This is a genomic window from Sphingomonas sp. 77B (genome assembly GCF_056497825.1).
The window spans coordinates 1,782,353-1,805,767 of the sequence record NZ_JBWMBY010000001.1 but is presented as its reverse complement, the minus strand read 5'-3'; the positions used below and the strand labels follow the sequence as shown (position 1 = coordinate 1,805,767).

The 23,415-nt window shown below is 65.5% G+C and carries 14 protein-coding genes; 4 read left to right on the top strand and 10 right to left on the bottom strand.

Going from position 1 to position 23,415, the window contains the following annotated elements; genetic code table 11:
* Positions 1-140: 140 nt before the first annotated feature.
* Positions 141-1,445 (bottom strand): MFS transporter, encoded by a 1,305-nt coding sequence (locus tag AC1GI4_RS08420; RefSeq protein WP_479630380.1) that lies wholly within the window; start codon positions 1,443-1,445, stop codon positions 141-143.
* A 408-nt stretch (positions 1,446-1,853) separates the two neighbouring features.
* On the opposite strand from AC1GI4_RS08420, the gene AC1GI4_RS08415 reads away from it, so the two are divergent.
* Positions 1,854-3,620: a sensor histidine kinase gene (locus tag AC1GI4_RS08415; protein WP_479629216.1), complete on the top strand. Its 1,767-nt coding sequence runs from the start codon at positions 1,854-1,856 to the stop codon at positions 3,618-3,620.
* Positions 3,617-4,909, top strand: coding sequence for a sigma-54-dependent transcriptional regulator (locus tag AC1GI4_RS08410; RefSeq protein WP_479629215.1), 1,293 nt, complete (start codon positions 3,617-3,619; stop codon positions 4,907-4,909). The genes AC1GI4_RS08415 and AC1GI4_RS08410 overlap by 4 nt, the downstream gene beginning before the upstream one ends.
* 86 nt (positions 4,910-4,995) lie before the next feature.
* On the opposite strand, the gene AC1GI4_RS08405 is transcribed toward AC1GI4_RS08410, so the two are convergent.
* Positions 4,996-5,307: a hypothetical protein gene (locus AC1GI4_RS08405; RefSeq protein WP_294275109.1), complete on the bottom strand. Its 312-nt coding sequence runs from the start codon at positions 5,305-5,307 to the stop codon at positions 4,996-4,998.
* 69 nt (positions 5,308-5,376) lie between these two features.
* Positions 5,377-8,958 (bottom strand): family 43 glycosylhydrolase, encoded by a 3,582-nt coding sequence (locus AC1GI4_RS08400; protein WP_479629214.1) that lies wholly within the window; start codon positions 8,956-8,958, stop codon positions 5,377-5,379.
* A gap of 502 nt (positions 8,959-9,460) precedes the next feature.
* On the opposite strand from AC1GI4_RS08400, the gene AC1GI4_RS08395 reads away from it, so the two are divergent.
* Complete coding sequence (locus AC1GI4_RS08395) at positions 9,461-10,846, top strand: family 43 glycosylhydrolase (protein WP_479629213.1); 1,386 nt, start codon at positions 9,461-9,463, stop codon at positions 10,844-10,846.
* Between the two features lie 23 nt (positions 10,847-10,869).
* The gene (locus AC1GI4_RS08390; RefSeq protein WP_479629212.1) at positions 10,870-11,421 is read left to right on the top strand and encodes a hypothetical protein; all 552 of its coding nucleotides are present in this window, start codon (positions 10,870-10,872) and stop codon (positions 11,419-11,421) included.
* Between the two features lie 24 nt (positions 11,422-11,445).
* On the opposite strand, the gene AC1GI4_RS08385 is transcribed toward AC1GI4_RS08390, so the two are convergent.
* From AC1GI4_RS08385 to AC1GI4_RS08355, 7 genes are all read right to left on the bottom strand, one after another.
* A complete protein-coding gene (locus tag AC1GI4_RS08385) occupies positions 11,446-12,954 on the bottom strand; it encodes a tryptophan halogenase family protein (protein ID WP_479629211.1) in 1,509 nt (502 codons plus the stop codon).
* A complete protein-coding gene (locus AC1GI4_RS08380; protein ID WP_479629210.1) occupies positions 12,951-13,667 on the bottom strand; it encodes a DUF6445 family protein in 717 nt (238 codons plus the stop codon). The genes AC1GI4_RS08385 and AC1GI4_RS08380 overlap by 4 nt, the downstream gene beginning before the upstream one ends.
* A gap of 69 nt (positions 13,668-13,736) precedes the next feature.
* On the bottom strand, positions 13,737-16,595 hold the full coding sequence (locus tag AC1GI4_RS08375) for a TonB-dependent receptor (protein WP_479629209.1): 2,859 nt from the start codon (positions 16,593-16,595) through the stop codon (positions 13,737-13,739).
* Between the two features lie 691 nt (positions 16,596-17,286).
* Positions 17,287-17,646, bottom strand: coding sequence for a hypothetical protein (locus AC1GI4_RS08370; protein ID WP_479629208.1), 360 nt, complete (start codon positions 17,644-17,646; stop codon positions 17,287-17,289).
* 46 nt (positions 17,647-17,692) lie between these two features.
* Positions 17,693-18,481 (bottom strand): DUF1206 domain-containing protein, encoded by a 789-nt coding sequence (locus AC1GI4_RS08365; protein WP_479629207.1) that lies wholly within the window; start codon positions 18,479-18,481, stop codon positions 17,693-17,695.
* 75 nt (positions 18,482-18,556) lie between these two features.
* Entirely contained in the window at positions 18,557-21,001 is a 2,445-nt protein-coding gene (locus AC1GI4_RS08360) for an alpha/beta hydrolase family protein (RefSeq protein WP_479629206.1), read from the bottom strand.
* A 142-nt stretch (positions 21,002-21,143) separates the two neighbouring features.
* Positions 21,144-23,414: a TonB-dependent receptor domain-containing protein gene (locus AC1GI4_RS08355; RefSeq protein ID WP_479629205.1), complete on the bottom strand. Its 2,271-nt coding sequence runs from the start codon at positions 23,412-23,414 to the stop codon at positions 21,144-21,146.
* Position 23,415 lies beyond the last annotated feature (1 nt).

Below are 23,415 nucleotides of genomic sequence, written 5' to 3'. Positions count from 1 at the left end.
TTTATCCGCAGGGAGGCAATCGGGCATCGTCATCCCGACGGATTGGCATACGCGCCGTCGTTTCGATGATCCGAAATGGTCTTCCCGGTCGCTATGCGCTCTTGAACCGGACCATTTCCCGAAACGATGGCGCTTGCGGGTCAGTCCTCGGCGATCAGGCTGTCCCGGCGGGTGTCGCGCATCCGCAGGTACACGATCAGCGAGATGCCGATCATCGCGGTGACGTACCAGTAGAAGCCCTGCTCCCATCCGGCGGCCTTGAACTTCAGCGCGACGAACTCGGCGGTGCCGCCGAAGATGGTGTTGGCCAGCGCGTAAGGCAGCGCGACGCCCAGCGCCCGGATATGGGCGGGGAACATCTCGGCCTTCACGACCGCGTTGATCGAGGTATAGCCCGTCACGATGATGAGCGCGGCCATCACCAGCAGCCCGGCGGTGAACATATCCTTGGTATGCTGGAGTGCGGTGAAGATCGGATAGGTGAACAGCACGCCCGAGATGCCGAAGGCGATCATCAGCGGCTTGCGCCCGATCTTGTCGCTCAGCGCACCGGCCACCGGCTGGAGCAGCATGAAGACGAACAGCGTGACCGCATTGATCTGGGTCGCGGCTTCCTTGCTGAAGCCCGAGGTGTTGACCAGGAACTTCTGCATGTAGATCGAATAGGCGTAGAAGGCGAGCGTACCCCCGGCGGTCAGCAGCATGACCAGCGCGGTTTCCTTCGGATGATGGCGCAGCAGGGCCAGGAAGCCCGACTTGGGCGCATCCGTCGCCTTGGCGTTCTTGAAGCTCTCGGTCTCGGCCAGGCCGCGACGCAGGCGGAACACGACGACGGCCAGGACCGCGCCGACTGCGAACGGAATACGCCAGCCCCATTCCTCCAGCGCGGGCTTGTCCATGACGCTTTGGAGCAGCAGTAGCAGCAGGATCGCGAGCAACTGGCCCGAGATCAGCGTGACATATTGGAAGGACGAGAAGAAGCCACGCCGGTCCTTGCCCGCCATCTCGGACAGATAGGTCGCGCTGGCACCATATTCGCCGCCCACCGACAGGCCCTGCATCAGGCGCGCGATGACCAGCAGCGCGGGCGCCATCACGCCGATCGTGGCATAGCCGGGGGTCAGCGCGATGATGAGCGAGCCCAGGCACATCAGCGTCACCGACAGGGTCAGGCCCGCCTTGCGGCCATGACGGTCGGAATAGACGCCCATCACCCAGGCGCCGATCGGCCGCATGACGAAGCCGACCGCGAACACGGCCGCGGCGCTCAGCAACTGCGCGGTCTGGTTGTCGCTGGGGAAGAAATGCGGCGCGAAATAGAGCGTGAACGCGGCATAGACATACCAGTCGAACCATTCGACCAGATTGCCGGTCGATCCGCCGATGATCGATTTGAGCCGGGCATTGGTGCTGGGCGGCATGGCGGCCGTCCGAGGGGGTGTCATGGGCTTCGTCGTCATGTCGTCTCTCCCATCATGCTTCGTTGTCATGTTCGGAATTGGAAATCGCCTTGAAGGGTCGGAAGGCCGGTGCGGCTGGATGCCGCCCCGGCTATCGGACATGCGTCAGGGGTGGAGAGGGTGGGACGGACTGGCGCTGTGCCGCCGGTGGCAATGCCAAGGGCCGAAAACCTGCCGCCATGATCCGGGGAACGTGCCACGCTATCCTCTCACGCCCGATCTTTTCGGTGCCGTGACAGGATGCGCGTAGGCCGGGCCAGCGTAAATCGGGCGCTTGAAATATATGAAAATCATTATGTTATAAAGGGTTGTATGGATTCTCCGGTGCGGGTCCGGCCGCCCTGTGCGAAATTCCGCATGGCATTGAACGGCGAATTGCAGCATCCTGCAAACATGCCCACCCGCCGCCTCTTCCCGCTGATTCTGGCCGGGGTGTTTTCCATTGCGATGGGCCTGATGGCCTGGCTGGCGGCCTCGGTCTGGCTGGAGCGTGCGGCGCGCGAAGATCTGCGCGACGAGGCGCGGCGTGTCGCCACCCAGCAGGTGCGTCTGTTCGCCAGCGATCTGGCGCAGTTCCGGCTGTTGCCGGTGGTGCTGGGGGAGTATAATGATCTGGGCGAGGCGCTGCGCCAGGGCGATCCCGCCGCGCGGCGGCGCATGGACGGCAAGCTGCGCCTCCTGGCCGAGCGAACCGGCGCGCCCGTCATCTATCTGATCGACCGGGCGGGCGAGACCGTGTCCGCCTCCAATGCCGCCACCGGGGAAAGCTTTGTCGGGCGCAATTACCGCTTCCGCCCCTATTTCGTGCGCGCCCTGCAGCAGGGGGCATCGGAATATTATGCGGTCGGCAATGTCAGCGGCCGCCCCGGCCTGTTCCTCGCCCGGCGGATCGGGTCCGCCGCCCGGCCCGACGGCGCGATCGTCGTAAAGGTCGAATTCGACAAGCTGGTCGGCATCTGGCGTACCGATCCCGGCCAGACCCTGGTCATGGACGGGCGCGGCATCATCCTGTTCGCGACCGATCCGGACGAGCGTTTTCGCACGACGCGCCCCCTGACCGCTGCCGAGCGTGCAGCGATCGCGAGCGCCGCCCAGTTCGGCGACGCTCCGCTGGGGCGCAGCCGCTACGCGCTGTCGAGCGACGGTTCTGCGGTCATGCCGAGCGGGGTGCGCGCCATCCAGGGATCGGCGGCGATGCCGGTGCCCGGCTGGCGGCTGGTCCATCTCGTGCCGGTCGCCACGGCCCTGCGCGAAGCGGCCAATCTCGCGCGGCTGATCGGGCTGATTGCCGCGCTGGTCGGCGGGCTGATCGCCGCCTTCCTGCTCTGGCGGCGCACCCGCGCCGCCGATGCCGCCCGCGAGCGTGCCCGGCTCGAGGCCGCCGTCGCGACGCGAACCGCCGAACTGCGTGCCGAGATCGCCGAGCGGACGCGAAGCGACCTGCGCTTCCGCGCCGCCCGCGAGGAGCTGGCACAGGCCAATCGGCTGGGGTCGCTGGGCTCGATCACCGCGGGGCTTGCGCATGAGATCAATCAGCCGGTGGCGACCATCCGCACCCTGTCGGAAAATGCCCGCGCGCATCTGGCGGGCGGCAGGCTCGACCGGGTCGCCGCCAATCTCGACACCGCGATCGGACTGACCGCGAAGATCGGCGCGATCACCCAGGAGATGCGGCGCTTCGCGCGGCGCGGCACCGGCACGGTCGAACCCGTGCCGCTGGATGCGGTGATCGCGGGTACGCGCCTGTTGATCGGCGACCAGTTCCGCGCCGCCGGAGTGGCACTGGACTGGCCAGCCGCCGGGCAGCCGAGCGTGATCGCCGGACGGGTGCGGCTGGAGCAGGTGCTGGTCAACCTGCTGCAGAATGCGCTCGATGCCGTGGCGGGCCGTGACGCCCCGCAGGTCGCCCTGACCATCGCGGCCGAAGGCGACCGGGTCGCCCTGACCGTCGCCGATAACGGCCCCGGTATCGATCCGGCGATCGTCGACCAGATTTTCGAGCCTTTCGTCACCGGCAAGCCAGAGGGGCTGGGCCTGGGACTGGGCATCGTGCGCGACATCATCAAGGCGTTTGACGGGACGGTATCGGTCGTACCCTCGCCGCTGGGGGGCGCGGCCTTCCGGGTGACGGTCGCGCGGGCAAGGGAGGTGACGCCGTGAAGGTCCTGCTGATCGACGACGATGACGACCTGCGCGACGCCATCGCCGATACCTTCGCCATCGCCGGTATCGCGGTGGAGCCCCATGCCGATGCGCGGATCGCGCTGGACCAGATCGGTGCGGATTATGAAGGGATCGTCGTCACCGATATCCGGATGCCCGGCATGGACGGCCATGCGGTGTTCGATGCGGTCCATGCCGGTGATCCCGAACTGCCCGTCCTGCTGATGACCGGGCATGGCGACATCGCGATGGCGGTGGCCGCGATGGGGCGGGGGGCGTTCGACTTCATCGCCAAGCCCTTTGCGACCGACCATCTGGTCGCCAGCGTCCGCCGCGCGCTGGAGACGCGCCGGCTGGTGCTGGAAAACCGGCGGTTGCGCGCGGCGCTGCCCGCGGCCGAGGAGGACTTCCCGCTGCTCGGCACGACGCCCGCCATGTCCGCCCTGCGTGACGCGGTGCGCCAACTGGCCCAGGTCGAGGTCGATGTCCTGATCGAGGGAGAGACCGGCACCGGCAAGGAACTGGTCGCGCGGATGCTGCATCGCTGGAGCAAACGGCGGGGCCGCGAGTTCGTCGCGATCGACTGTGCCGCGCTGCCCGACCAGCTCGCCGACGAGGCGTTGTTCGGCGGGCGTTTGCAGGGTGGCCGGATCGACGACGCCAATCGCGGCACGCTGTTCCTCGACGAGATCGACAGCATGTCGAGCGCGGTACAGGGCAAGCTGTTGCGCGTGATCGAGGAGCGGGAACTTCCCCCCATCGGCGGCGGATCGCCGCGCAGCGTCGACCTGCGCATCGTCGCGGCGGCCAAGGGCGACCTGTCCCAGGCGGTGGCAGACGGACGCTTCCGCGAGGATCTCCTCTATCGTCTGGAAACCGTCCGCGTCCGCATTCCCCCGCTTCGCGAACGCCGCGCCGACGTGCCGTTGCTGTTCAGCTATTTTCTGCAAGACGCGGCGGAGCGGTTTCATCGGCCGGTCCCGCCGCTGACCGCAACGGTCGAGGCCAGGTTGATGAGCGATCCCTGGCGAGGCAATGTCCGGGCGCTGCGCAACTTCGCGGTTCAGACCGTCCTGGCCTTGCCCGACACCGGCGGGGACGATGCCGGCCTGCCGCTGGCCGACCGGGTTGCCAGGTTCGAAGCCGCCGTCATTTCGGAGGCCTTGCAAAAGGCCGCTGGCGATGTCGCGATGGCGGCGGACGCATTGGGCATGTCGAAACGCAGCCTTTACGACCGGCTCCAGCGATACGGCCTGGATGCCAGCGAGCATCGTCGGGCAAACTGATTTCGGTCGGCCCGGCCCCCAGCTTCCGGATTTTCATTTCGCAAGGTCAGCGAAATCCCGGCCCGTCCGGTCGCGACAGCCCGCAATTACCGAGGCGTTCTGGCGGGAATCCTGGCGAATGCCGTGTCGAGATTGGCCAGAACCTTGTCGGTGATGGTGTCGCGAGAATATTTCTGAACGGTCTTCAACGTCATGCCGCGCGCCAATCGGATCCGGTAATCCGAGCTCATACCTGGGATATACCGATCGAGCAGCGCCTTGGCGGCCGGATCATCGAGCAGCGTGCCGATCGTGGTCGACGAACTGCTATAATGTTTCGGCTTTGCCCCATTCGCGGTTTGCGCATGGCCGCTGGCGGAGAGGGCCATCAGGGCGACTGCCGTCAGTAATGTACGCATGCGATATCCTCCGGTCGATCCTGTCAAATCTATCGCACGGTATCGTACGTTTAACAAGGACTGGATGAATCAGAGAACGGTTACGGCCATCGTGACCCGGCGGTTGGCGGGGGCGACTTCCTCCTCCGGCTTCATGTCCAGTAAGGGGCGACCGTCCGCCGCCCAGTGGACACGGCGTATGCGCGCGTCTCGCCCATTTCCACCGACGCCGTCGCCCCAGCTATGGTAGACATAGAGGGGGACGCCATCCTCGTCCGAAGTGAAGGCGCCGTGTCCCGGCCCCTGTTCGTACCGACGATAGTCCTTTTCGCCGCTCGGCATCGCCACGCTCTTCTGCAACGGGGCAGACCATTTGCGCCAGGAGTCGATACGCGTCAGATCCGCATCGAGGGGCGCGGAAATTCCGTTGACGACATAGGTCGGGCTGACCCCGGAACTGGAATAGACGAGCGTGATCCGCCCGTCATGGGCAAGCGCGAAGGCGCCTTCGGCCAGATTCTCTTCGACCGAGCTTTCGGGGGCGATGATCGGGGACGGGGGACCGGCGAGCCGTGTCGGCCGGGCGGGATCGACCTTGGCGATCCATGTCAGCGGGTCGCCCAGAGGGCCTGACGTCGGAAGATAGCGTTGCGACCAGGTGTAATAGCCTTGGCCGCCCAGCTCGAAATACGACATGTCGAGGCTGATGTTGGAGGGCATATCCGCTCGCCCGAGCGCGCGGCCATCGGCTTTCAGGATCGCGGCCGGTTTGGACCAGTCGGCGGGATTTGCCGGATCGCCGCCGTCGCGCAACTGGATGATGTGCGACTGGACCGTCGACCATGCGCCGCCCTCGCTGGACTGGTCGTCCTTCGCATTGAAGCAGGGGGCAAAGAGGATCGACAATTTGCCGCCGATCTCGTGGATTTCCGGTGCCCAGTAACACCCCGCGATCACCCGACCTTCTGCCGTTCGGTCATGGCGGGTCCGGCGGTTGAGCAGGTCCACTTCGCGCGCGCGGCCGCCCTGATCATCGGCGAGGTCCGCGACGCTGTTCGCGATCCGAAGCGGCAGATGGACCGAACCGACATTGTCGTTGTCGGTGTCGTCGGTGGCGACGAAAAGATAGCGGACCTTGCCCTTATGCTCCCACCGATAGATGTCGGGATCGGCCCGGTTATACGCGAAAATCGCCGGATAGCGCCGCTGGCGGATCGTCCCGTGGACCAGATAGCGGCCCGGCCGGTTCAATCGCGCGAGGTCGTCGGCGTCCCAGTCGACCGCCCGCGTCGCGGTGGAGCCGTCCGAATATCCCAGGGTCGCCTGCGCGGTATCGAGCGCGCGGATCTGTCCCGCGCGGATGCTTTGCGGGGCGACGGTGGCCGTCGTGTTGACGATACGGCCAAAGCGATGGGTCAGGGCGGTCGCGGTGGCATCGTCGATCGGCAAGGTGTCGATCGCCGTCATCGTCACGTCGCCGTCTCGGACATTGCCGACATTGCCGGTCGTGGCGATCCGGGGCCTTCGACCGCCCGTTTCGGGATAAAAGCGCGTCTCCTGCCAATCCTGACGCGCCAGGTCTGCCACGGTCGTCCAGTGTGGACGGCCCGAAAGGTCATCCCAGGCCACGATGTAGCGCCGGGTGGACGTGTCCCAGATGGCGCGTGGCCGGGTCATGCCCTGGTCCGCGGTGCCCAGGTCCAGCGTGCCAAGCTCGACGAAGTCGGAGGATCGGGGATCGCGGCGGAATATGATCGCGGCGGGGCCGCCCGGGACCGGACGCCCATCCATGTCGATACGGGCCGCGATGACGCCGATCCCGCCATCGGCAAAGTAGAAGAGGGAGGGTTGGGCGACGCCCCGAAGCGCGACCCGGTCGAGCCCGACATAGTCGCCCCGCGCGAAGGCGACGCCGTAATCGTCATTGAGGGGAGCCATCCGGCCGTCCGCATCCGTCAGGCCCAGATGTACGCTTCGCGCGACGGTCGATTGGTTGGCATCCCGGGCCGTCGTCGGCACCCGGGCATAGGCTTCGATCCGGCGGGCGGATGCACCGAGCAGCGTGACGGTGAACGACTTGGTCAGGGTGGTGCCATCCGGCCGGGTCAGCCTGCCTTCGAGGCGGACGACGCGGGACTTGGCGACGGCATTGGTCAGGATGCCGTCGGGTACGACCCGTCCATCGGCCAGCCAGGTGGCGGTGTAACCCGTCGGGACCGGCAAGTGCGTGCCCGATGCCAGGACCGGGGCAACGATCCAGCGGTCGGCGATGGTGGCCGCATGGGGATCGGGGCGGTTCCACTGCGCCACCAGCGCGTCGCGCTCGCCCGCCGTAATGGGCAGGACCGTGCCATGCCGGGGCGATACGGGCAGGTGGAACCGGCGCGGATAGGTCCAGTTGATCTTGCCCTGAAGCGAATGGGTGGCGAGCGGGATGTAACCGACGCCGCCATAATCATCGACCCACAGGAAATAGCGAAAGCCGCTGGTGTCGCCGGGATTGGCGCGAAAGGCGGTGGGACCCTCCACCTCGGGCGTGCCGCTGCGACGACCGATGCAGCGATCGATGATCTTCCAGGCCCCGGACGCACCATCGGCACGGAGCGACGGAGAAACCTGGGCCAGGATGTCGCTCGACGGGCAGCCATCGGCGTCGCTGACCTTGGTGAAACGATAATATCGGTCGCCGTCCTGCAACACCGTGGCATCGATCATGCCCTTGGCCTTGACGGCGCCGGGTACGTCGGCGGCCTTGAACCAGGGCACCGGGGCGGAAAAGGTCCGGAAGTCGCGCGTGGTCGCGCGCAGGATTTGCGGCCCGTCGCCATCTTCGACCTTATGCTCGGCATCCTTGTACAAGGTCGACGTCCAATAGACGACATAGGCGCCGATCGAGGGATCATAGCTGGCCTCGGGCGCCCAGGTCATTCCGGCGTTGGGCAGATTGACGAGGACGTGCCGCTGCTTGCCCCAGTGGATCAGGTCGGTCGATTCCCAGACTTCGAGATACCGGCTGCCCTGGCTGGTCGACCCACCCCAGCCGGTGCGTCCGGTCGAAAGATCGGTGGCGAGCAGGAAGAAACGATCCCCCTCGGCGGAGCGCATGATGAAGGGATCGCGGAGCCCCTGGGTACCCTCGTGGGATTCTAGGATCGGTTGCGCATCGTTCAGCGTCTTCCACTGCAGCGCGTTGTTGCCGTCCGACACCGCAAAGCGCAGCTTTTCGCCGTCGATCGTGTTGCCGGTGAAATAGACGAACATATAGGCGGAGGGCGGGGCGGGCGCTGCCGGTGCGGCCTTCACGGTGACGTCGATGGGTACGGCGACAGGACGGTGTCCGGGAAGCGAGACCGTGGCGGTCAGGCGAACGCGCCGATCGGCTGCACCGCGGTTGACGGCCCCTTTCAGCACCGCGTCGGGGCCGCGCCCTCGATCGGTGTCGGAGATCATCGCCGGGTCGGAGGAATGCCATGTGATCCGTGCGTCGGCGGTCTTCGCATTGCCGGACAGCCCGTTCAGGGCCGATGCGTCACCGGGTAGCGTGATATTGCCGAGGATCGGCGCGGCAAAGGCGGGATCGTGACGGATTGCTTGGACGACGACGTCCACGATCGCGTCATTCGCGGGCGCGGCCGCCGTCAACGCCAGGCCGGACGCCGTGAGGACGATCATGCTCACGGGACGCCATATCTTGTTCATCCGCACTCTCCCCCAGCGACCACGTTATCAGGGCCAGCCGTCACCTATTACCGCCATTATGTCGGACATTTGATTTGGTGCAAGCACTGTATTGCATCTGTGCCGAGACTCTTCTCGTGACAGGCCTAAGGCACTCTATTTTGGCGACGGCGGAGGGACATTGTCGCTGCTGATGCCCCGATGATGTTGCGAGCGGTTCGGTTGCGTCATGGCACAATAAGCAAGGGCTCTTCCGTCGATCATAGTTCGACTCTGTTAGCGCTATTTGTCCAACCTCATTTGACCATCAAAGAGGTCCGGCTGCACAGAGATAGAGATTATATACGTAAAATACAGGAATATTATTCTTATCAAATCCCATTATCTTCCAATGGTGAATCCAATTGTCGGGCAAGTGATTTGTTGTCAGGATGCGGCTGGCGGATGACGGCAGGTGGACAAGGTCGCACCGCAACACTCGGAGAGGAGTTGAGCGATGGGCAGATTTCATGTCGTCCGTGCGGGACTGGCGGCTTGCGCGTTGATGGGTTCGGCCTCCATCGGCCAGAATGTCGCTGTCAATAACGGGTCCCCGTTCACCACCACGACCGGCGATGCGATCCAGGCGCATGGCGCGGGCATCATCAAGGTCGGCAGCTATTATTATCTGCTGGGCGAAAATCGCGATGGCTGGCTGTTCAAGGCGGTGTCGATGTATCGCTCGACCGATTTGAAGAGCTGGGAATTTCGCCGCGACATCCTGACGCGCAATTCGGCGACCAGCCTGAACACCTCGAACATCGAACGGCCCAAGGTCATCTATAACGCCGCCACCAGGAAATACGTGCTGTGGGCGCACAAGGAAAACGGCCAGGATTATGGCGAGGCGCGGGTCGTCGTCGCGACATCGGACACGGTCGACGGCAATTACACCTATGTCGGTGAGTTTCGGCCGCTGAATTACGAATCGCGCGACATGACCCTGTTCGTCGATACCGATGGCAATGCCTATCTGATTTCGGCCGCCGCCAGCAATTACGACCTGAACATCTACAAGCTCAACAGCAGCTATACCGGCATCGACTCGCTGGTGACCGTGCTGCAGGGCTATCACCGCGAAGCGCCTGCCGTCTTCAAGCGCAACGGCGTGTATTTCCTCATCACCTCGGCCGCGACCGGCTGGAACCCGAACCAGGCCGCGTACCAGACCGCGTCGAGCATGGCCGGGCCGTGGACCGCGCCGCAGGGCTTCGGTGATCCGCGCACCTATAATTCGCAGTCCACCTATGTGCAGCCGGTGCAGGGCAGTGGTGGAACCTCATACCTCTATCTCGGCGATCGCTGGGGACCGGCGACCGGGCAGCAGCCGAATGACTCCACCTATGTCTGGCTGCCGCTGACCTTCCCCAGCGCGACCTCGGTCGACATGCCGACCTCGTCGCAGATCACGATCAACGCCAGCACCGGCGCGATCGGCAACGGCTATAGCGGCACGACACTGGCGATGATGAAGGTCGCCTCGAGCGGGCTGTGCGCCAATGTCGCCAACCAGTCGCGCGATTACGAGGCCGGGATCATCCAGTGGGATTGCGATGGCGCGTCCAATGCCAAGGTCGAGCGGCGCCCGTCCGGCAACTATACCCAATATGTCTTCCAGCAGAGCGGACTGTGCCTGGCGGAGGGCACCAATGGCAGCGATGTCGTGCAGACGACCTGCAACATCGGCACGCGGGCGGAGTGGTCCGTGTCCGGTACGGCGATCGTCAATCGCGCCAGTGGGCGTTGCCTGAACGTGTCGGGGGATTCGCGGGATCGTGGCGGCAACCTGATTACCTGGCCGTGCAGCGGGGCGATCAACGAGCGCTGGTCCTTCGTATCGTGAGGCGGGCTCGGCGCTGGCCCCTGGTGCTGGGGGCGACCGCGATCGGCTTGGCGGCGCTGGCCGGGGGTCTGTGGCGGACCCATGGGCCTGCGCCGACGTCCCGTCCGACGACGATCGCGGTGGTCGGTGGAGCGACGCCTGCCGCCTCCGCACCCGTCGTCGTTGCCCACGCCCCGGTGGCGGCTCCCGCCGCCCCGCCGGTCACCACCGCCGCGCGCAAGCCCTATGTCGCGCAGGCCCTGGCGCGCAGCGACTCCGATACCCGGCATGTCGCCGAGCTGATGCAGCAGCAGCCCCGCGACGTGCGCGGCGACGCCATAGAGGAACGGGTGCGCACCGCGTTCAGCGGCCATTTCGCCGGTCGCGTCCTGGGCGAGGTGAAGGTCGCCTGCACCATCACGCTGTGCGAGCTGTCGGGCACGGCGAACGGCGATCCCGAAGCGGCACGCGCCGCATTCCGTGCACCTGCGGTGCAGCAGGCCTTTGCCGCGATCGGCTATTCGGGGGGCGAGGAGGTCGTCGCCGGTCATGACGGGCAGACGGACTTCGTTTTCTACGTCAACCGCGAGGCCTGATGCCGTCCGACTGTTCCGCCCGGATCAACGCCGGGCGGAACAATGGCGCGCGATGAAGTCGGCATGGGTTGGCATGTGTCCGGTCGCCGCCTGCGTCACTGTCGCGATCCGGCCGAGGCGCGCGCGGATCTCGTCCAGCGGCATGGCTTGCGCCAGCGGATCATGGCCGCTGGCGACCAGTCCCTGTCCGTCCATCACCGCCAGCCAGCTGGTTTTGGTGAACAACTCGTCCGCCTCGCGATAGACGCGCCCCGTCCGCGCATGGATCGCCAGCCGTTCGGCCAGCGTGTCGGGAATCGCCATGCTCGCCAGTTCGCGCCAATAGGCGGTGTCGCGCCGCTGGGTGGCGTGGAAATGCAGGATCAGGAAGTCACGGACGCTGTCGAACTCGGCGGCCATCAGCCGGTTGTAGCGGCGCGTGTCCGCAGGCTCGAACGCCCGGGTGGGCAGCATCTCCAGAAGCCGCGCGATCCCCGCCTGGATCAGGTGGATGCTGGTCGACTCCAGCGGTTCCAGGAACCCCCCGGCCAGCCCCAGCGCGACGCAATTCCCGATCCAGAAGTGGTCGCGCCGTCCGGTGCGGAAGCGCAAGGGGCGAGGATCGGCGAGCGGCGCCCCGTCGACATGGCTGAGCAGCGTCGCGACGGCTTCGTCGTCGGACAGATGGCGGCTGGCATAGACCAGGCCGTTGCCGGTGCGATGCTGAAGCGGGATTCGCCATTGCCACCCCGCGCCATGCGCAGTCGAGCGGGTGAAGGGCGTCGGCGGCCCGACATTGGCGGTGGGCACCGCGACCGCGCGGTCGTTGGGTAGCCAATGCCCCCAATCCTCGAACCCAGCCCCCATCGCACCCTCGATCAGCAGGCCGCGAAAGCCCGAGCAGTCGATGAACAGGTCGGCGGCGATCCGGCGGCCATCGGCCAGCACCACCGCCTCGATAAAGTCGCGAGGGCCCCCGCGTTCGACCGACACGACGCGGCCTTCCTCGCGGCGGACGCCAGCGGCTTCGGCATGGCCGCGCAGGAAGCGGGCATAGAGCCCCGCGTCGAAGTGAAAGGCATAGCCGATATGCGCGAGCGGCGTGTTGCCCGGCTGGGGCCGCATGAACCGGCCGGTACGCGCGGCGGCCGCGCAGATCGAATAGGCCTCGAGCGGGAGCGCTTCACCCGCCAGCTGCAGCCGCTGCCACATCGCCTCGAACGGGACGGCCCCCTTGTCGATGCCGTAGACGCCGAAGGGATGGAAATAGCGATGGGCGGGGCGCAGCCAGTCGACGAACTCGATTCCCAGCTTGAACGTGCCTTGCGTGGCGCGGACGAAATCATCCTCGTCGATGCCGAGCAGCGCGTTGAAGGCCTGGATCGGCGGGATGGTCGCCTCGCCGACGCCGACGGTGCCGATCTCTTCGGACTCGACCAGGGTGATCGCCGGGCCATGCGGCCCCAGCACGCGGGCGAGCGCGGCGGCGGCCATCCAACCGGCGGTGCCCCCGCCGATGATCGCGATCCGGCCGATAGGCGAGTCGTCACTCATGCCGCGAGCCTGCATTGCAGGAAGAGATTGCCGGTCAGCCGCCCCGTCCTGGGGCCGTCGGCCTGGGCGGGCAGGCGGGTGATCCGTCCTGAATGCAGCAGGTTCGCCCGGTACAGGATCAGCCGGTCGGGCCGGGCGGCAACGGCGTCGATCACCTCGAACGCGGCATCGCCATCGGTGCAATAGCCCGGCGACGGTGGCGGGTCGCTTTCGCGCGCGGCGTGATACCGGGGCAGGCGCGCGGCATCCAGTGTCTCGAAGCCGGTGGCACGGTGGCGGAAAAAGGCGGTGCCGTCGTCATTGTCCGGCGACAGGAAATGGACGGTGGCGAATTGCAGCCGGTCGGCGGTGTCGACGTGCGGCACGCGTTGATCCTCGCTGAGCAGGGCGGGATCGGTGGTGACCAGCGAGAAATTGCCGCGTGCGCGGGCGGGGCGAACGGCGGCGCCCGTGAAGTGGGTCGCGATCAAGGGCAGGACGCGTCGCACCATCGCATCGATATAGGCGAGCGGAGCGGGGCCGAGCAGGCCGGGATAGCCGCTGCCCATCGTGGCGGCGGGGGCGAATTCGGAGCGCGTCGCGGCGAAATCGCGCAATTGGTCGAGCCATCCGGTCGCGCGATCGAGGATCACCACCGGCTCGCCTTCATGGCCGATATGGCGGACGGTCGGGACGGCATCGGCCGCAAATTCCAGCGCGGGCGCGGTTGCCATGATCGTTCCTACCCCTGACGAAAAAATGCCGGCATGATCCGATAGTCAGACCATGCCGGCAGGCGGGGATCAATAGGTTGCGCGGAGCGAAAGGCCGAAGCGACGATCGTTCAGCTGATATTGCAGCGGCTGACCCTGAGTGCCGATATACGTGACGTTCATCCGGTTGGTCAGGTTCACCGCATCGGCGGAGACCGCGATGTGGCTGTTCACGTTGACGCTGATCGACGCATCGAGCGACGCATAGGGTTTGGCATATTGCGGCTGGTTGGTGCCCGCGCCGAACGTCTGGTCAAGATAGCTCGACCGCCAGTTATAGGCGAGCCGCGCGGTCAGCGGTCCCTTTTCGTACAATCCGATCAGATTGTAGTTGTGCTTCGACAGCTTCTCCAGCGGCAGCTGGGTCTGGCCGGAACCGGCGACGGCGAACGGGTTGGTGACGTTCGAGTCGACATAGGTGTAGTTCGCCTGCAGGCCAAAGCCGCTGAGCAGGCCCGGCAGGAAGTCGAAGAACTGCTGATAGCCGATTTCGGCGCCCTTGACCGTGCCGTTGCCCGAGTTCAGCACCGTGCTGACGTCATAGGCGCGACCCTGGAAGGTCTGGACCAACGTGCCGCTTGCCAGGAACCCGTTGACCTTCTTGTAGAACAGGCCGCCGGTCAGCGAACCCGCCGGGGCGAAATACCATTCCGCAGTCAGGTCGAAATTGTCCGAGGCGATAGGCCGTAGGCGCGGATTGCCCGAGCTGGCGCTCGGCCGTCCCGTGATCGGGTTGACCTGATTCGGATTGTTCAGCGTCAGGTTGGTCGACAACTGGTCGAAGTTCGGCCGCGCCAGCCCCTTGGAATAGGCGAAGCGCATCTGGAACTGATCGGTGATCTGGGCGCGCAGGTTCACGCTCGGCAAGGCGCGGGTGTAACTGTTCTTGATCGATAGCGGCGACGTCGTGCCGTTCGAATTGAACTGCGTGCCGAACGAGGTCACGTCGGTCTTGACCAGCCGCACGCCCAGGTTGCCGTCGAAGCGGACATCGCCCGCCGCGAACTCGTAATCGACCGCGCCCCAGGCCGTATAGGTCTTCTCGGTCTGCGCGTTGAGGTCGCCCGGGGTGAAGGCGTCCTTGGTCTTCGCGCCGAACAGCGCATAGAGCGCCTTGGTCTGCGCCCAGACATTGCCGGTCGCGGCGCTGGTGCCGCCTGGGAAGGCCGGATAGAGAAGGCCGCCGGTCACGCTGCGCCCGTCGAAGAAGTGCGGCGACGGCGCGGGCATGGACAGCTGCGGATTGCGGGTCAATGGGATCAGCGGCGTGCCGTCCTTCGCCGAGCAGGTCGGATCGGGGCCGGTGGCATAGAGGCAGACGCCGTTCCAGGTTCCGCGCAGGTCGATCGTATTGCCCGAATAGCGCGCACCGCCGCGCAGCTTCTTCAGGACCCCGCCCTCCAGATCATATTCGATGTCATAGGCCAGCGCGAGCGTATCGGCGTCGTTGCGCTGCAACGCATCGGCGATGAACGAGGTCGCATAGTTGGCCGGGTTGGTCAGCAGCGCCTTGTCGCGCACATCCCATTGCGGACGCTTGCCGCGCAGGTCGAAGTCGATGATCGAGGGATGCGGCGACCCCGTCGGCGTGTTCTGCCCGGCCGCCGTGAACAACGTCAGGACGTTGCCGTTGCGATCGGCATTGTAATAGCTCTTGAGATACTGCGCATCAAAATGCACCTTGGCGCGCGGTGTCGCCTGCCAGTCCACGCCCAGCGTAAAATTCTGGCTCTGGCTCCACAGTTGCTGGTCGAAGCGGCCGGTCTCGAAATTCTGCCGCTGCAGCGAACCCGAGGTCGCATAGCCTTCGCTGTTGAAGGTGAACGGCGCACCCGGCAGCGGGTCGGACTGGGTGCCCCCATTGACCGTGTAGTAATAGGCGCCGCGACGATTGAACCAGTATTTGGCCAGCTGATACTGGCCGGTGACGCGAAGATTGTCGGCGGCCTGCCACTGGATCGCCGCCGCGACGCCCAGGCGCTTGCGATCGCCCAGATCGTCATAGACCTGCAGGCCCATGGGCGCCTTGGCATTGGCGGGCGCACCGGCAATCGATCCCGCCGGGATCGGCTGTTGCGGATTGGCGAGGATGCCGTCCTGGCGATACTGCGCGGTCGAGTAGACCGCGTTGACGAGAATGCCGACCTCGCCGATGCCGGTGTCGAAACGATTGCTGTACAGGCCTGAGGCCGAATAGCCGAACTTGTCGACACGGTCGTAATAGTTGCCGCGTACGGTGCCGCTGATCGTCTGGCCCGGCTGATCGAACGGCAGGCGCGTGCGCAGATTGACCGCGGCACCGACACCGCCCTCGATGATGCTGGCGGGCGCATTCTTGTAGACGTCGATCCCTGCGAGCAGTTCGGGCGGAATGCCCTCCAGGTCGAAGGCGCGGCCGCCCGACGCCGAATAGATGGCGCGGCCGTCGAGGAAGTTCTGCACCTGCGTCAGGCCGCGCACCGTGATGGCGGGCGAGGTGCGGTGGTCGAAGTCGGTCGCGCCTTCGCCGTAACGGCGCTGGATCTGGACGCCGGTGATGCGCTGCAGCGCTTCGGTCGTGTTGGCATCGGGCAGCTTGCCGATATCCTGCGCCTGCACCGAATCAATGATCTGATTGGCATTGCGCTTCAACGCCTGGGCGGAGCGCAGTGATTCACGCACGCCCGTCACCACGATATCCTGTTCGGAGACGCCCTGCTGCTGTGCGACCTGGGTGACGTTCAACGAGCCGGTCGGGGCGTTGGGGTCGCGGCCTTTTTCGACCTGTACATCGGCACCCTGTTGTGGTGGTGGCGCGGCGACCTGCGCAGTGGCCGTGCCGCTCAAACCGACCGCGGCGATCGCGATCAAGGATGCGCCGAACAGACGGCGCGATGCAACATCTCGCATATATCATCCCCCTCCATGTACGTCCGCTATGATGCGGCTCGACGCTTAGGTGGCATAAATTTAGTTGACTGACAAATGAAATTGCATGGGCGCCGCGATGATGCCGTTCGGCAGGCAAGGTCATGGATTTGTTCAATTATCTCCAAAAATGGACTTTGTAGGGCGCTTCGATTGTCAGTCCATAGGGCGGTTTCTGACGTCAGGCAGAGGTTTTCCCCTATCAGAAACAGGCTGATCTCATTTGCCATTTTGAAGGTTTATTAGTGAGAGCGGGTCGCCCGCTGCTCGAAAGGGCCTCAGGCATCACCAAATAGCAGATATCAGGCCTGAACTAGCCGAGTTTCCAATCCGACAGTTTGTGTTGCTGAAGGCCGATTCGCGATTAGGTCAGACAAAAGTATGCGACGGGCGCATCGATCATTTTGGTGGGCGATGGCGGGACGGACATGCCGTCCTCGCTCATGTCGCGCATCGGTATCGTTTCACGCTCGGTCGAAGATCCCGCGACCTACCGGCAGGAGCGCCACATGGCATCGTGCCTGCGCATCGGAAAGGGGACCTTGCATGCATGATCGGGCAGGCCAGATTTCCGCCTTGGCAAAGGCCGGGAGCGCTATGACCATGAAGATCCACGCGCTTGCCACGCCAGCAAACGTTCGTTGCGCGTCATCGGCGATCACCGGGTCAGCGATTACGCCCGGTAGCGCAGCGTGTTCGCAAATCCCTCATTCGCCTTCGTCATCTTCGCGATCTTGCGCAGGTGCGCGCGGACGTTGCGGTCGTAACGGCGATCGTCATGGATTCCGGTGGCCCGGTATTCCTCCTGACCCAGCAGCGTCTTGATCTGTGCGGCAAAGGCGGCGGCGTCATCGGCATGGCCCCCGACCTGCAAGGCGCGGCAGACCCATTCTTCCGCCGCCGCCGCGTCATAGTCGCCTTCCGCCCCATAGCCGCGCCTGTCGGCCGCGGCCTGGTCGAGCCTTGCCGCCGCCAATCGCCGGTCCAGCCACGTCCGGACCAGGCCACCATCCCATGCTGCCACATCGTTCATCCATCGGCTCTTTGGGCCGGGGGGCCTGCAGGTCAATAGCCCGGCGCTAACGCCAGCGGGTCGCGCGCTGGATGGCCGCATCGACCGGCACGTCATGAAGCTGGCGGTACCGCGCCTCGACCAGGCTGAAGAGCCCGAAGGCCAGCAGGCCGACGCCGACGATGACATCGAACGGGTCGGTCAGCCAGGACAGCACCCGTGCCATGCCGCCCGCCTCGCTGGCATGCTCGTGGATCCCGGCCTTGGCCAGAAGATAGCCGCTGATGAGGAAAACGAGTCCGCGCGCCGCATAGCCGATACGCCCGCTCCATTGCACCCAGTCCTGTCTCGCCAACGCGGGGTCGAGGTAGCGCAGGAACGAGCCCTTGGCTGCCTTGGCGAGCTGGACGACGCCGAGCACGAGCAGCACCGCCGCCCCCACCAGGACCAGGGCCCAGCCGCCGGGCAGCCGCATCGCCGTCTGCGCGCCCTCTCGGGTGCCGTCGCCCGACAAGGCCGCGCCGCGCATCAGCTGGACCGACTGCCATGCGAGCAGGAGGTGGATGGCGCCGCTGACGCCCGCACCGATCCGCTCGAACACGGCTTTGCGGTCGGACCCGTGCCGCTCGATATCCAGCGCCGCATCGGCCAGCCGCCACAGGCCATAGGCGGTCAATCCGACGGCGATGATCGCCAGCAATATCTGCCCGCCGCCCCGGCCGAAATATTCGATCGCCCCGCTGGGGTCTTCCGCTCGGCCCGTTCGAACGATGAGCATGGCGATGACGATGTACAGCAGCCCGCGCGTCGCGAAGCCGATCCGGGTCAAGCTCGTCAGGCGTGCGCTGGCATTCATATCGTCCCCTTTCGCAAGGGAAAACAAGGCTCAAGCCATGCCGTTCCCCCTTTGGAACGGCATGGCGGCGGCCGGTCAGTCAGCGCGATCCGTGTTCGCCGTGGCGGAGGCGGACTTGTTCGGTTTGACATAGCGGTCCAGCCAGTCGGTCATCTGCCATAGCGTCTCCTCGGTCGACTCCAGCGCGCGATAGCCGTGCGGCTCGTTGGGCAGGACGACATAGCGGACGGTCGCGCCATTGCCCTTCAGCGCGGCGTACATCCGCTCGGACTGGATCGGGAAGGTGCCGCTATTGTCGTCGGCACCGCCATGGATCAGCAGGATCGGCGCCTTGATCCGATCGGCATAGGTGAAGGGGCTCATCTCGGTATAGGTCGGCGTCGCCTGCCAATAGGTGCGTTGCTCGGCCTGGAAGCCGAACGGGGTCAGCGTGCGGTTATACGCCCCCGACCGCGCGATGCCCGCGCGGAACAGGTCGGTATGGGCCAGCAGATTGGCGGTCATGAACGCGCCGTAACTATGCCCGCCGACCGCCATGCGCGTGCGGTCTGCGACGCCCAGCTTCACCACCGCATCGACCGCCGCCTGCGCATCCTCGCGCAGCTGTTTGACGTACGTGTCGTTGGCCTCCGCGCCGCCCTCGCCGATGATCGGCATCGCCGGATTGTCGAGGATCGCATAGCCCTGGGTCAGCAGGAACAGGTGGCTGATGCCGCGCGGCCGCACGAAGCGATTGCCCTGGTCGACCGTCTGCCCGGCGACCTTGGCATCGGTATATTCCGCCGGATAGGCCCAGAGCAGGGTCGGCAGCGGCCCGTCCCGCTTCGCGTCGTATCCGGCAGGCAGATAGAGCGTACCCGACAGCGGCACGCCGTCCGCGCGGCTATAGGTGATCGTACGCTGGGTGACGCCCGCAAAGACAGGGGCGGGGTCGGCAAAGGCGGTGATCGCCTTGGCGCTGCCGCCCATGACGCTGCGGATGACGTAATTGGGGGCGAGCGTGGCGCTCTCGCGTCGGGTCAGAATACGCTGGCCCTTGTCGTCGAGCATCGCGACGACCGGCTCGTAATAGGGTGCCTTGGCGGTCCACAGCCGGGTCGTCGCGCCGCCATCCAGCGTCATGGTGGCGAGGAAGGGGAAGGCCCCCGCCTTGGTCGCGCCCTCGCCGGTGACGAAGACGCCGTCATGCGCGGGCGTGAATCGCATCACCGGCTTGCCCGCCGCATTCTCCTCCAGGATCGGGCGGCCGGGATCGCCATATTGGTCCTGGTAATTGCGGGTCAGCAGCATCCGCGTCTGCCCCGGCCGCGACGGCGCCACCGCCAGTCGGTGTTCGGTGCGGCTGCGCCATTCGCGGTCGACGACCATGGCAAAACCGTCATCCCCCCACATCGTCGTCGCATAGCGTGCCGGGGTCTGCGCCAGTTCGACCGGCGCGGCATCGAAGGGCGCCGCCTGCATCATCACCTTGTCGTGAAAGGCAATTTTGGCACGCGGGTTGCCCCCGTCCAACGCCTCGGCCCAGACCAATGTCGCGGGCGCGTCCGACCGCCACTCCGCCTCGCGCGGGCCCTTCACGGTCGCGTCGAAATCGACCGGCAGGTCGTCGGCGAGCGGGCGGTCGACCAATGTCTTGACCGGCTGTCCGTCGATCGTCGCCACCGCGATCTCGGTCGGGAAGAAGCGCGCGGGCAGCAGATAGGAATAGGGGCGCTTCAATCGCTCGGTCAGCAGGTAACGGCCATCGGGCGAGACGCTGAAATCGCTGATGAGGCCCGGCGTGCCGATGGGCCGCGCGGTGCCGTCAAGGCCGATGCGGACCAGTTGGCCGGTGAAATAATGGTCGAACAGCGCCTCGTCATGCGCGTCGCCGAGCAGATCTTCGTAGGTGCGCGCGGCGGAGGTGCGACCGCTGCTTTCCTGCACGATCGGGCCGGTCGGCGTCGTCGCGGCGGCGGGTGGCGCACCACGACCGGCGGGCACAGTATAGGCGACCAGCGACCGGCTGTCGGGCATCCAGGCGAACGGCGTGCCGAACGTGCCGTTCAGTCCATGGGCGACCGCGCGCGCCCGGCCGTCGCGCTCGGCGATCCAGAGCGACAGGCCATCCGCATCCTGCACGTAAAAGGCGAGGCGGCTGCCGTCGGGCGACCAGTCGGGCGAGGCGAAGCGCGTACCGGCGGGCAGCGGCACCGCGATCGTCCGACCGCTGGCCATGTCCTTGAAGCTCAGCGCGTTCAGCCACTGGACACGCACCTCGGCCTGGCCGTTGGTCGCGGGATCGATGCGATACCCGCCCAGCCGCAGGATCGGCTTCGACAGATTGGCGATCGTCGGCAGATTCTCCCGCCCCAGGATCGCAAGCGTGCGATGGTCGGGACTGACGGCGACGGCCGGGGTGGGTGGGTTCTCCAGCGCCTTGGCAATAGCATCGGGCGCGCGGTGATAGGTGGCGCCGGGCGTCTGCGCCGTCGCAGTGGTGGCCAGCAGGAGAGCGATCAGGCAGACACCAGTGCGCATTCATAACCCCTTATAATGAAGGCCTGATTGTGTGCCACGGGCGGGAAGGACCTGCCAGCCCTTTCGGCGAGGATGGGCAGAAGGAAGCCTGGAAAAGAAAACGGGCCCCGTCGCTGACGACGGGACCCGATCCGAGGCGTTCTTACATCTTGACCCGTGCCCCGACGAACAGGAAGCGGCCCACGGCCGTCGTCGGCTGGATGGTCTGGCCGATGTCGGGCATCTGATCGAACAGGTTGCTCACACCGCCATAGAATTGGAAATGGTCGGTCGCATCGACGCTGGCGTAGATGTTGTGGACCCAGCGCGGCTTGATGAAATAATATTCCGCCGCGACGAAATCGGGATTGCTGCCCGAAGTTTCGCGGGTGTAGCGCAGCGTCTTGTCGAACCATTGCAGGCCATAGTTCAGCGTCAGCATGCCTTTGGTCCAGGACAGGTTCGAGGTCACCTGATACTTCGGAGCGACGGAAGCGATGGTGCCGCGATAGTTGGTCGCGGGCGCGCCCGGCACGCCGATGAACAGCAGTTTGTCGAGATAGTTGCCGTTCACCTGCAGATTGAACAGACCCAGATTGGCGGTCGGCAGGCGCCAGTTCAGGTTGAAGTCCAGGCCCGCGGTCTGGAACGAGGCGACATTCTGGGGCGCCACGTTGAAGCCGATGACATTGCCCGCCTGCACGACGCCGCTACCGGGGCCGTTCTGACGCGTGATGGCGCCGCAGAACTGGTTGTTGAGCGTCGGGGAGTCGACGCACAATTGGGCAAGCTGGATCGGCGAGACGGTGTTGATCGCGTTCTTCAGCCGGATATCATACCAGTCGGCCGACAGCGTCAGACCCGGCAGGAAGCGCGGCGAGAGAACCAGGCCCGCCGTCCAGGTGTTGGCCTCCTCCTGACGGAGCAGGGGATTGCCGCCCGCCGTACCGGAGATGTTGATCGAGCGATTGTCGTTATAGGTCGCCGGATCCGCGCCCAGATTTTGCAGCAGCGTGCGGCAGTTGGCGGCGCGATACTGCGTACCGTTGCCCGTGTTGGCCGGAATGCAGGGATCTTCGGTGAAGAACGAGAAGGTCTGCGACCGGCCGCCGAACAGTTCGCCGATATTGGGCGCGCGGATTGCGACCGAATAGGTCCCACGGAAGGTGATGTCGCGGATCGGGGCGTACATGCCATCGACCTTCCACGTCGTTGCGCGGCCGATCGTCGAATAATCCGAAACGCGGATGGCGGCGCCAACCTCCAGATTATGCGCGAAACGCATATTCTTGGCGATCGGGGCGTTCAATTCCGCAAAGACTTCCTTCACGTCGAACGATCCGCGCGTCGGGCTGAGCGCATTGGTGAAGGTCAGGCCCTGCTGTTCGAGGGGATCGGGCGTGAAGCGGCTGATCTCCTTGCGGTATTCGGCGCCGAAGGCATAGGCCAGCGGGCCGCCGGGAAGCTCGAAGAACTTTGCGAAATCGCCGCTGACCGAAGCGGATACGACGTGCTGCTCGACGCTCGACCGATCCGTGGTCGGCGCCAGGATGAAGGCGATACCCGACGGATCGGACAGACCTTCGCCCAGAATGTTGATCGGACGGCACTGACCCGGCTGGAACGTCGTGCGCGGCAGCACATTGCGCCCGCTCGAATAGGGCTGGTTCGGTGCCCAGTTGGGATCGAGATTGGCCCGGCAGGTGATCTGCCCGGTCGCCGGATCCCGTACGGCGTCCAGCGCGGCGAAGAACCGATCCGAGTAGATGTCGTTCGTGTACCGGCTGCGCACATCGGTACGCCCAAAGACATAGGACACTTCATAATGCGTCTTGTCTTCCAGGTCGCCGCGCAGGCCGATGACGGTGCGATAGGTATCGCGCTTGATGTTCTCACCGCGCTGACCGTTGCCGTTCATGCCGAGATCGAAATTGTCGCGGCTGACCAGGGCGCCGCCGATCGTCGGGTCGATCGCCGACCGGATATTGGCGGGCAGGTAGGGATTGTCGGCCTGGATCAGCAGGTTGTAGTCGAACGTCGGCTGGGCAAGCGAGAACGACCGGGTGGTCGCATATTTGGCTTCACCGAACAGGGTAATGGTATCGCTGACGTCGTAGTGACCGATGAAATCGGCGATATGCCGTTCGATCCGTGGCTGCAGGTCGTTCAGATAGCGTGACACGGGCGTGCTCGAGCCGCCCACGGCATAGCCGCCGGGATAGGCCACGCCATTGTTGTACACCGCGCCGGTTCCGGTGAAATCGGGCACGCCGTCGCCATCGACGTCGACCGCGCCCTCCGGCGAAGTGCCATAATAGCGGGCATCGGTGATCGGGATGCGAGCGGGCACGGTTCCATTGGGATTCCGGGTGAAGACCGGGAAGTTATACTGTCCAAATTGCGGACGCTGCTTGGCCTGCAGCCGGTCGTCCATG